Genomic DNA, 2,461 nt, shown 5'->3' with positions numbered 1-2,461 from the left:
TTGTGGATTGTTTAATATAAACGCCAATCCAATTCCAAGAAGGAAAGGAAATAGTATCGTTAATATAAACTGAATGGCTCGTTTAATGTCCTTAAATTTATTCAATATTGTAAAAAATAAGATTGCGATAATGAAAGACGTAGAATAAACGATGATTCGCTGCTTCATTTCTTGGGTTAATTTAAAATGCATTTAAGTAAGACTCCTTCCATACCATATATAATAGCATCTAGAAAAAAATTATAAAAGCCATTATAATAGTCGTATGGAAAAAATATTTGAAGGGGCCATTTCCTGCAAAGCCCTATTAGAAGCAAGGTCTCGAGATTGTAAAAAACTATATATTGATAAGAAAAAAAATACAAAAGATACAAGATATTTGGCTAAAATTGCCAAAAGTCGTGGCTGTGAAGTCGTTTTTTGTTCGCGTGATGAAATCAATGAATTGGCAACAGGGAAAACACATGGAGGTATTTTACTTATAGCTGAAGAAAAACAGATTCCTCAACTTATTGAAACACATGTCCATGGATTTCTTTGTTACATCGACGGCGTAGAAGATCCATATAATTTGGGAAGTATTTCAAGGACTCTCTATGCATCTGGATGTGATGCGATGATTCTTCCAAAACGAGACTGGAGCTTTGCCGAACAAACCATTTTAAAGGCAAGTGCCGGTGCCTATGAAAAACTACCGATCTATTTTGTAGATTCAGATGAAGAATTAGTAGACTATTGTAAAAAGAATGAACTTCCTATTTTGTGTGCCCACAGAAAAGATGCCGTAGGACTCTATGACTATACTTTTGAATCGGATTTCTGTTTATGTTTAGGCGGCGCCTTAAGAGGGCTTAGCTCAACCATTACGGCAGCATCCAAACAAAATATTGTCGTAGAATACGGTAGAGATTTTAGAAATGCCTTAGATTCAGCTAGTGCTGCTGCTGTATTTAGTTTTGAAATATTAAGACAAAAGAAAGTCAAAGCGAATTAAAGTGCTTTGACTCTTTTAATTTGTCAAATAACTTTTGTGCGCTAATTCTTGATCTGCAAAATCAACAATGAAGATACCATAATTCTTTTTCTGCCAATCATATTCCTTTAAATACCCCTATTTTCTTTCTTCGCACAAAAGATAACGGTTTCAGATGGATGTTTGTCTAGAAAAGTATAAATATCCTCTAATACATCATCTAAAGTGAGTGGTGTAGAAAAGAAAGATTTGGATTTTCTACACTTGGCAAAGTTGTGTTTCAAGATAAGATTATCATTCTTTAAAACCAAGCGCATATCTAAATAGCGATAGCCATTTTCTAGTTGTGTTTTAATGTCTGTATCTTGACATTGAAAGATTGGACTCAAACTAACATATTGTGTGGCTGAATCATGTGTACCTGGAATCGTAATGCACCAAGCTTTGTATCTCCTGAAATACTTTGCATCCAGTTTGATGATGTGTTTTCCTTTGCCTGAACCGGTGAAATAAGCATGGAAAAAAGGATTATAAAAATCCCGAGTGTTCTTTGAATTGTTTTCATAATATTATTTTCCTTTAAGTGTGTCTATGCTTAAGAATAGTGTATCATATTTTACAAAGAATTAATTTCAGTTTGTATATTCATTAATAAATCTTTGGTAATCTCATAATTGTGAACAAGAAAAAACAAGCACTATTGACAATTTTAGATACAAAAGCTGTTTATCCTGTGTTTCAACCCATTGTAGATTTAGAAACATGTCAAGTCGTAGCCTATGAATCGTTAAGTCGGATTGGAAATAAAGAATTGTACATGAATATAGAAGAATTATTTAAAGTAGCTGAAGCATATGGCTATGTATGGAAACTAGAGAAGCTTTGTCGAGATAAAGCTTTAGAGACATCCGTGAATAAGCCTTTGGAAACAAAAATATTCTTAAATGTGGATGGAAAGATCTTTCAAGATTCTAACTTTATTTCTGGTTTTACCAATCGAAAATTAGAAAAGTTTGGTTTATTAAATGAAGACATTGTCTTTGAAATTACGGAAAGAACTGACATTGAAAACTATGTGTTGCTTCAATCCATTATGAATCACTATATTGATCAAGGGTATCAGATTGCTTTAGATGATGTTGGAGCTGGGTATTCTGGATTAAATCGTGTTGTGAATACAACGCCCAATTATTTAAAGGCCGATATTGAATTAGTACGTAATATTCATTTAAGTAAGTCTAAACAAAGTATGATGAAATTATTAGTGAATTATTGTGATGAAATGGGATTGAAATTAATCGCAGAAGGCATTGAAACACAAGAAGAATTAGAATGTATATGTAACTTACATGTACATTATGGGCAAGGCTACTATCTGGGTATACCTGAGCGTAAGTTTAATGGTGTAGCGAGTCAAGCGTTAGAATATTTAATTCCTAAACAATGGGATAATTGTGGTATAATAAAGGTATAAAAAGGAGATAAAAT

At 32.7% G+C, this 2,461-nt stretch carries 5 protein-coding genes; 2 read left to right on the top strand and 3 right to left on the bottom strand.

Annotated elements, in window-relative coordinates:
• A partial coding sequence (locus ACZQCL_RS08740) for a hypothetical protein (RefSeq protein WP_482482849.1) occupies positions 1-192 on the bottom strand: 192 nt, incomplete at its 3' end.
• A 73-nt stretch (positions 193-265) separates the two neighbouring features.
• Between ACZQCL_RS08740 and ACZQCL_RS08735 the strand changes: the two genes are divergently transcribed.
• Positions 266-994, top strand: coding sequence for an SPOUT family RNA methyltransferase (locus ACZQCL_RS08735; RefSeq protein ID WP_482482847.1), 729 nt, complete (start codon positions 266-268; stop codon positions 992-994).
• 107 nt (positions 995-1,101) lie between these two features.
• Here ACZQCL_RS08735 and ACZQCL_RS08730 read toward each other — a convergent pair whose 3' ends face one another.
• Together ACZQCL_RS08730 and ACZQCL_RS08725 are read right to left on the bottom strand one after the other, a co-directional pair.
• Positions 1,102-1,362 (bottom strand): phosphatidylinositol-specific phospholipase C domain-containing protein, encoded by a 261-nt coding sequence (locus tag ACZQCL_RS08730; protein WP_443864796.1) that lies wholly within the window; start codon positions 1,360-1,362, stop codon positions 1,102-1,104.
• A complete protein-coding gene (locus ACZQCL_RS08725) occupies positions 1,359-1,490 on the bottom strand; it encodes a hypothetical protein (RefSeq protein WP_333882698.1) in 132 nt (43 codons plus the stop codon). The genes ACZQCL_RS08730 and ACZQCL_RS08725 overlap by 4 nt, the downstream gene beginning before the upstream one ends.
• 159 nt (positions 1,491-1,649) lie before the next feature.
• Here ACZQCL_RS08725 and ACZQCL_RS08720 point away from each other — a divergent pair, with 159 nt between their 5' ends.
• Positions 1,650-2,447, top strand: a complete 798-nt coding sequence (locus ACZQCL_RS08720; protein ID WP_482482844.1) for an EAL domain-containing protein — start codon at positions 1,650-1,652, stop codon at positions 2,445-2,447.
• Positions 2,448-2,461 lie beyond the last annotated feature (14 nt).

This window comes from Holdemanella sp., from assembly GCF_056804935.1.
The sequence above is the reverse complement of the archived record's forward strand: the minus strand, read 5'-3'. Positions and strand labels throughout refer to the sequence as shown.